Origin of the sequence: Vibrio splendidus 12E03 (genome assembly GCF_000272105.2) — a bacterium.
Taxonomy (GTDB): domain Bacteria; phylum Pseudomonadota; class Gammaproteobacteria; order Enterobacterales; family Vibrionaceae; genus Vibrio; species Vibrio splendidus_I.
In genome coordinates, this window is sequence record NZ_AJZD02000062.1 from 85,075 (window position 1) to 92,655 (window position 7,581).

Below are 7,581 nucleotides of genomic sequence, written 5' to 3' on the forward strand. Positions count from 1 at the left end.
TAAGAAAAGGGCTGCGATTGCAGCCCTTTTGCTATTTTAAGCCTTTAGACCTTGAGTTGATAAACAATCGGTCTTTTAATAAACAAGCTTAGAATTAATGTTCTTTAGTCAGTCCCATTAAAGCTTGCTGAGTTTCTGTGATTTTTGTCTGTGCCGTTTGCGGTGTTAGGATTCCAACCTGCTTTTTCGCTTCTTCTTCAGTAATCCCTAGGTGACAGCACAGTAAATCGATAGCCATTTGAGTGTTAGTACCTTCAACCATGATCCTTTCCTTTTTGTACACGGACTAGCCAATAAATCATCTGAAGTTACTGTAAACGGATTGTTATATCGACACCATACGACTTAGGTCTAATAGAGTGGATTTAATTCGGATATGGTCTCGTAATCAAATGTTGCAATTTAATGCTTAACCTTGTTTTCTTAATCTAAGACTATATGTATAAGTAAGTATAAGTCTTCAAGGTTGGAATCTATTGCTGTCTGCCTTGTCTATAACAATAAGTTTTATAAAAACAGCTTTCATGCGGAGATAAGTAATGAAGCGAGTAATGTTGTTCCTTGCAACTAACCTAGCGGTTGTATTGGTACTAAGTGTTGTTCTTAATATTGTATACGCAGTTACAGGTATGCAACCCGGTAGCCTCTCAGGCTTATTGGTGATGGCTGCGGTATTTGGTTTTGGCGGCTCATTCATTTCATTAATGATGTCGAAGAAAATGGCACTACGCTCGGTAGGCGGCATGGTCATTGAAAGCCCACGTAACGAGACAGAACATTGGTTGATGGAGACGGTAAGCCGTCAATCTCAACAAGTTGGTATTGGTATGCCAACAGTAGCGATCTACGACTCGCCAGACATCAACGCATTCGCGACGGGTGCTAAGCGTGATGATTCATTGGTCGCAGTATCAACGGGTCTTCTGCACAGTATGACGCGTGACGAAGCTGAAGCGGTATTAGCTCACGAAGTTAGCCACATCGCGAATGGTGACATGGTGACCATGACCCTAATGCAAGGTGTTGTGAACACGTTCGTTATCTTCCTATCTCGTTTCATCGCCAACATTGTTGCGTCGAATGACAACGAAGAAGAGGGTGGCAGCAACATGATGGTGTACTTCGGTGTGTCTATGGTGCTGGAACTGGTATTTGGTTTCCTAGCGAGCTTCATTACTATGTGGTACAGCCGTCATCGTGAGTTCCATGCTGATGCAGGTGCCGCGCACTTGGTAGGTAAAGATAAGATGATTGCAGCGCTAGAGCGTCTAAAGGTGAGCCACGAGCCACAACTAGAAGGTTCTATGATGGCGTTTGGTATCAACGGTAAGAAGTCTCTAACTGAGCTTCTAATGAGCCACCCGCCGCTAGATAAGCGTATTGCTTCTCTACGTAACATGTAATTTCTAATACAAGCTGCTGTCGTTAAGCGGCAGTATCTATGCTAAAGGCTTCCTTCGGGAGGCCTTTTTTGATCTTAGCATTTAAGGATGTTTGTCTTATGTGGTTTGGAGTTTTTGAATGGGGGAGACTAGTTGGAGAACTCAGGTTTGATTAACGACTGTTGTTTTACTTAGGGACTACTGTTCGAAACATTTGTTCTACGCAACAAAAAGGCTTCCACGTGGGAAGCCTTTGTTTATTCGTTTGTTCGAATCTTACAGCTTGTCAGTCAGCTCGATTGCTTGGCCGATGTAGTTCGCTGGTGTCATCTCTTTCAGGCGAACTTTCTCGTCTGCAGGGATTTCAAGACCGTCGATGAATGCACGCATGCCTTCGCCATCTACACGCTTACCACGAGTTAGCTCTTTTAGCTTCTCGTATGGCTTCTCGATACCGTAACGACGCATTACTGTTTGTACTGGTTCAGCCAGTACTTCCCAGTTCTTGTCCAGTTCAGCAAGTAGCGCTTCACGGTTAACTTCTAGCTTGCTAATACCTTTCAGAGTTGAAGTGTATGCAATGATAGCGTAGCCAACACCAACACCTAGGTTACGAAGAACCGTAGAGTCAGTTAGGTCACGTTGCCAGCGAGAAACTGGAAGTTTTTGTGCAAGGTGGCTAAATACTGCGTTAGCTAGACCAAGGTTGCCTTCAGAGTTTTCGAAGTCAATTGGGTTAACTTTATGCGGCATTGTAGAAGAACCGATTTCGCCAGCAATAGTCTTCTGCTTGAAGTGACCAAGAGCGATGTAGCCCCAAACGTCACGGTCGAAGTCTAGAAGGATCGTGTTGAAACGAGCAACAGCGTCGAATAGCTCAGCGATGTAATCGTGAGGTTCGATTTGAGTTGTGTACGGGTTCCAAGTTACGCCAAGAGATTCAGTGATGAACTCTTCGCTGAATTGGTGCCATTCAACTTCAGGGTATGCAGAAAGGTGAGCGTTGTAGTTACCTACAGCACCGTTGATTTTCGCTAGGATCTCAACGCTTTCGATTTGCTTGAATTGACGTTCCATACGGTACGCAACGTTAGCCATCTCTTTACCCATAGTAGAAGGAGAAGCTGGCTGACCGTGTGTACGAGAAAGAAGAGGAATATCACGGTACTCGTTCGCAAGCGCTTTGATAGCATCGATTACGTTACGAATTTCTGGAAGAATCACTGTGTCACGAGCTTCTTTAAGCATAAGCGCGTGAGATGTGTTGTTGATGTCTTCAGAAGTACATGCAAAGTGAATGAATTCGTTAACTGCGTGAAGCTCAGGAACGCCAGCAACTTTCTCTTTCAAGAAGTATTCAACCGCTTTAACGTCGTGGTTTGTCGTGCGCTCAATCTCTTTGATACGCAGAGCATCTTCTTCGCTGAAGTTAGCGGCTAGTTCATCAAGAAACTGGTTAGCTTCTGCACTGAACGCTGGTACTTCTTTGATTGCATCAGTTGCTGCAAGCTTTTGTAACCAACGAATTTCAACGATAGAGCGGTACTTTAGTAGTCCAAACTCACTAAAGATGCTGCGTAATGCAATAGTCTTACTTCCGTAACGGCCGTCTACTGGTGAAACAGCAGTCAATGCTGACAGTTCCATGGTGTTCTCCTGAATTGAGTTTTCTAAATTTTGAGAGGTTTATACCAGTAACAATCTCAATTGTCACGCACATTGCGCAATCGTTTGCGTGAGAGTTGTGTTGATACAAAAAACAAGCTCGCGACGAGGCGCGAGCTAATAAATTACATTCGAGCTAGTAGGATTTGAGCCTGCTCGATCATCTTCTTGCGACCGAAGATAAGATGGCGGCGTTTACCACCAACCTGGCGCCAAAGAACAGCGCTTCGAATCCCTGACAGAAGGAGTGCACGAACTTTGTGCTGGCTCGATGTCTGTTGAAGTACCGCTGGCGTACCAGAAACCTGAATACGTGGGCCAATAGGGCTCACAACATCAAGGTAGATGCTCGCTAGGTTGCTGATCATTTGCTCGTCAAACAGATCAAAATGTTCAGTTTGGCGTTCTGCAGTTTGAATGCGATCGCCAAGCTGAGACATAGAGTCGTTACGAGAAGATAGCTTACGCTCAAGCGCCATCAAGCTGATAATGTAGCGCGTAATATCGCTACCAGCTGGAGTACTATCGATACCTTTTACTAAGCACTCAAGGCCAAGCTTTAGGTTCGCTTCACGTCCAAATACGCCCACGGTGTTCGCCGGGTTGGTATTTAAAATAGCATTGAGTGAAGCTTCGAAGGCATCTTTATCACAATGGCCGTCTTTCGCTACTTGTTGAACCAAAGCCACAGCTTGGCAAATTCCGGCGAAAGCAATAGTACGGTCATAAAGTGTATTAGCCACGTAGTAACTCCTAGTTGTCTTCTATCGTTTGTCGTTTGATTGATTAGATGCGCTTTTCGATGATACCGCCACCAAGACAAACTTCGTCTAGGTAGAACACTGCCGATTGACCTGGGGTCACAGCAATCTGTGGTTCATCAAAAATAACCTTAATGTTCTCATCATCAATTGGGATGATTGTACAAGGAATATCGGTTTGACGGTAACGTGTTTTTACCGTGCATGTCATAACTTCAGTAATTGGTGTGCGATTTACCCAGTGAAGCTGAGAAGCGATCAAACCTTCTGATTTTAGAAGAGGGTGATCTTTACCTTGTACTGCGATCAGAACATTACGCTTCAGATCTTTTTCACCAACAAACCATGGTTCTTCGTTACCGCCACCACCTTTAGTGCCGCCAATATGAAGACCTTTACGCTGACCTAGCGTGTGGTACATCAAACCTTGGTGTTGACCAATCACTTGGCCTTCTGGTGTTTCGATGTTACCCGGTTGTGCTGGTAGGTACTTGCCTAGGAACTCAGTGAATTTGCGCTCACCGATAAAGCAGATGCCTGTTGAATCTTTCTTCTTTGCTGTGATCAAGTCTTGCTCTTCAGCAATACGTCGCACTTCTGGCTTCTCTAATTCACCGACAGGGAATAGGCTGCGTGCCACTTGATCTGAGCTTAGCGTGTATAGGAAATAGCTTTGGTCTTTGTTGCTGTCTAGACCGCGTAGCATTTCTGGTTTTACGCCAGCATCAAGCTCTTCTTGAGTTGGGAAAGTACGACGAACGTAGTGACCCATCGCAATGTAGTCTGCGTCTAGCACTTCATCCGCAAACTCTAAGAATGCTTTGAATTTGATTTCTTTGTTACAAAGAATATCTGGGTTAGGTGTACGACCTGCTTTGTACTCTTCAAGGAAGTATTCGAATACGTTGTCCCAGTATTCTGCAGCAAAGTTGATAGTGTGAAGGTGGATACCTAGTTTGTCACATACCGCTTGAGCATCAGCAAGATCTTCAGCTGCCGTGCAGTATTCTTCGTTATCGTCTTCTTCCCAGTTTTTCATGAAAAGGCCTTCTACCTGATAGCCTTGTTGCTGAAGAAGATACGCCGATACTGACGAATCTACACCGCCGGACATACCGACAATTACTTTCTTTTCGCTGTTTCCAGAGCTGATATCTGACATGTCTAAACACCGTTACTATTACTTGGTCGCAGATTCTAACAGAAAGAGAAACGCCGTGACAGATCCGAGACCGGAATCACAGTTTCATTTGCACAAATAGTGCGCTGACTTTGTTAGAGAATCGCATGAGAGCGAGGTGAGTCGCTAGGATGTCAGAAGTATATGTGGCATAGTCGCTCGAAATCCAAGACCTGAGATAAAAAAATGTCTGAACAAAACGAATTTATGCAAGAAGAAGAGCTGATTGAGATTATTGAGAACCAGCTTGAAGATGGCGAACCAGTGAAAGTGAAAGAGACGTTGATGCGTTTAATGATGACTGGTACTCCACGTGAAGAAGCAATTGCGGCTATGGCATGTGCACTGGCAATTGAAGTATTTGACGTTATGAAAAACGGCGCGGAGTTTAATCAAAAACGTTACGCAGAGCATTTGGGCATGCTGCCTGATTTAAGCTTTATGGAAGGCGAATAAAAAAAACCTTCAGCAAACGTTTGCTATAGTTTGAAAGATTGCCGCGTTAAATATAGCGCGGTAGAATCCGCCACCTATTTCCCCTTGACTTAGACTAGCCCTATGAAATTCCCTGGACAACGTAAATCAAAGCACTACTTTCCGGTTCACGCTCGTGATCCTCTAGTGAGCCAAGCTCAAAGCAGTAAAAGAATGTCACGCACTCATATTATCGGTATTGACCAAACATTGGTGGATATTGAAGCAAAGGTGAGTTCTGAACTTATTGAGAAGTATGGTTTGAGCAAGGGACATTCACTGGTTATTGGTGACGCAGCCGCTGAATCTTTATATCAAGAATTAAAAGAGCAGTGCCTGATTACCAATGAATACGCTGGTGGCACAATTGGCAACACATTACACAACTATTCAGTGCTAGCGGATGACCGTTCAACACTGCTAGGTGTAATGAGCCAAGATATTAAGATTGGTAGTTACGGTTATCGCTATTTATGTAATACATCAAGCAGAATGGATCTGAACCATTTACAAGGGGTAGATGGCGCAATTGGTCGCTGCTTTGCATTAATTACAGAAGACGGTGAACGTACTTTCGCAATTAGCGAAGGACAAATGAACCAATTAAAACCAGAAAGCATTCCTGAAAAAATCTTCAAAAGTGCTTCTGCTTTAGTTTTAACGGCTTATTTAGTTCGTTGTAAGCCAGGCGACCCGATGCCTGAAGCAACAATGAAAGCGATCGAATACGCGAAGAAATACGATGTGCCAGTCGTTCTTACACTAGGTACTAAGTTCGTTATTCAAGATGATCCAGAATTCTGGAAAGATTTCCTTGAGCAACACGTAACGGTTGTTGCAATGAATGAAGACGAAGCTGAAGCGTTAACGGGTGAAAGCGATCCATTGGCTGCATCAGATAAAGCGCTAGACTGGGTAGACCTTGTTCTATGTACTGCGGGACCTGTTGGCCTATTTATGGCTGGTTATACAGAAGATGCAGCTAAGCGTGAAACGTCACTGCCTTTACTTCCAGGTTCAATTGCGGAATTCAACCGTTTTGAATTTAGCCGTCCTGCGCATAAAGATTTATGTGAAAACCCAACTAAAGTGTATTCGCACATTGCGCCATACATGGGGGGACCAGAAAAGATCAAAAATACCAATGGTGCAGGTGATGCTGCGTTATCAGCTTTATTACATGATATGGCTGCTAATAAGTACCACAAAGAAAACGTGCCAAACTCAAGTAAACATCAACATTCATTCTTGACTTACTCTTCGTTCTCACAAGTTTGTAAATATTCTAACCGTGCTAGCTATGAAGTGTTGGTTCAACACTCTCCACGTTTATCTCGTGGCCTTCCTGAAAGAGAAGATAGCCTAGAAGAAGCGTACTGGGAAAGATAAGTTACTTTCTTTAATCAGTAGTACTATCAGTTGGTTTCTAATACTGATAGTACAAATATAAAAAAGGCTCCGAAAGGAGCCTTTTTTGTTTCTGAATATATTGAAGTCGTAAATAATACTTTGGTCGACTTAAATATTAATTCTATCGCTTAGCGTGTAATTGATTACTCACTAAGTAAATTAAATGTTTAGATAGCAAACTCTTCTAGAGATTTACCAGCATCTAGCTGTTCTTGGATAGCTGAAGGCGTACGGCCTTGACCTGTCCAAGTCTTCTCGTCGCCGTTTGCGTCTACGTATTTGTATTTCGCTGGGCGAGGAGCGCGTTTAGCTTTTGTTGTTTTAGATTTTGCTTCACCAGAAAGTGCAGCAATAAGATCGGCAACATCAATTCCGTCTTTTGCAATTTGTTCAGCAATAGCAGAAAGCTTAGCTTCTTGCTCTGCTTTAGCAGCACGTTCTTCAGCTTCTGACTCTTGACGCTCTTGTACAACAATAGTCAGCTTGTCTAGCGCTTCTTCAAGTTGCTCAAGAGTTAATTCACGTGAGAACGCACGAAGGCTGCGGATATTTAATAGAGTTTTTGTTAATTCAGACATGATATTTTCCATCAAGGTAAACTAAATAATCTTCCTAATAATAAACAGAGCCTAGGAATAAAACAAATAGTATTTCTTCTATTACATATTTAAATATAAAAGTGAGATGAATAGTTGAAAATTCAGAGCTG

Annotated in this window: 8 protein-coding genes; 3 read left to right on the forward strand and 5 right to left on the reverse strand. The window is 43.2% G+C overall.

Annotation, left to right across the window (positions count from 1 at the left end; genetic code table 11):
* Positions 1-94: 94 nt before the first annotated feature.
* A complete protein-coding gene (locus tag A142_RS25065; RefSeq protein ID WP_017060256.1) occupies positions 95-262 on the reverse strand; it encodes a hypothetical protein in 168 nt (55 codons plus the stop codon).
* 277 nt (positions 263-539) lie between these two features.
* On the opposite strand from A142_RS25065, the gene htpX reads away from it, so the two are divergent.
* Complete coding sequence (gene htpX / locus A142_RS05830; protein WP_019822489.1) at positions 540-1,403, forward strand: protease HtpX; 864 nt, start codon at positions 540-542, stop codon at positions 1,401-1,403.
* A 255-nt stretch (positions 1,404-1,658) separates the two neighbouring features.
* Here htpX and purB read toward each other — a convergent pair whose 3' ends face one another.
* From purB to mnmA, 3 genes are all read right to left on the reverse strand, one after another.
* The gene (gene purB, locus A142_RS05835) at positions 1,659-3,029 is read right to left on the reverse strand and encodes an adenylosuccinate lyase (RefSeq protein WP_019822492.1); all 1,371 of its coding nucleotides are present in this window, start codon (positions 3,027-3,029) and stop codon (positions 1,659-1,661) included.
* Between the two features lie 143 nt (positions 3,030-3,172).
* Complete coding sequence (gene hflD / locus A142_RS05840; protein ID WP_019822494.1) at positions 3,173-3,790, reverse strand: high frequency lysogenization protein HflD; 618 nt, start codon at positions 3,788-3,790, stop codon at positions 3,173-3,175.
* 43 nt (positions 3,791-3,833) lie between these two features.
* Complete coding sequence (gene mnmA / locus A142_RS05845) at positions 3,834-4,970, reverse strand: tRNA 2-thiouridine(34) synthase MnmA (RefSeq protein WP_017068076.1); 1,137 nt, start codon at positions 4,968-4,970, stop codon at positions 3,834-3,836.
* A 204-nt stretch (positions 4,971-5,174) separates the two neighbouring features.
* Here mnmA and A142_RS05850 point away from each other — a divergent pair, with 204 nt between their 5' ends.
* Positions 5,175-5,444 carry a hypothetical protein gene (locus tag A142_RS05850; RefSeq protein WP_010439986.1) on the forward strand — a complete coding sequence of 90 codons (270 nt, stop codon included), beginning with the start codon at positions 5,175-5,177 and terminating at the stop codon, positions 5,442-5,444.
* A 102-nt stretch (positions 5,445-5,546) separates the two neighbouring features.
* Positions 5,547-6,851 carry an inosine/guanosine kinase gene (locus A142_RS05855; RefSeq protein WP_017060261.1) on the forward strand — a complete coding sequence of 435 codons (1,305 nt, stop codon included), beginning with the start codon at positions 5,547-5,549 and terminating at the stop codon, positions 6,849-6,851.
* A gap of 188 nt (positions 6,852-7,039) precedes the next feature.
* On the opposite strand, the gene A142_RS05860 is transcribed toward A142_RS05855, so the two are convergent.
* Complete coding sequence (locus A142_RS05860) at positions 7,040-7,450, reverse strand: H-NS family nucleoid-associated regulatory protein (RefSeq protein ID WP_017060262.1); 411 nt, start codon at positions 7,448-7,450, stop codon at positions 7,040-7,042.
* Between the last annotated feature and the right edge of the window lie 131 nt (positions 7,451-7,581).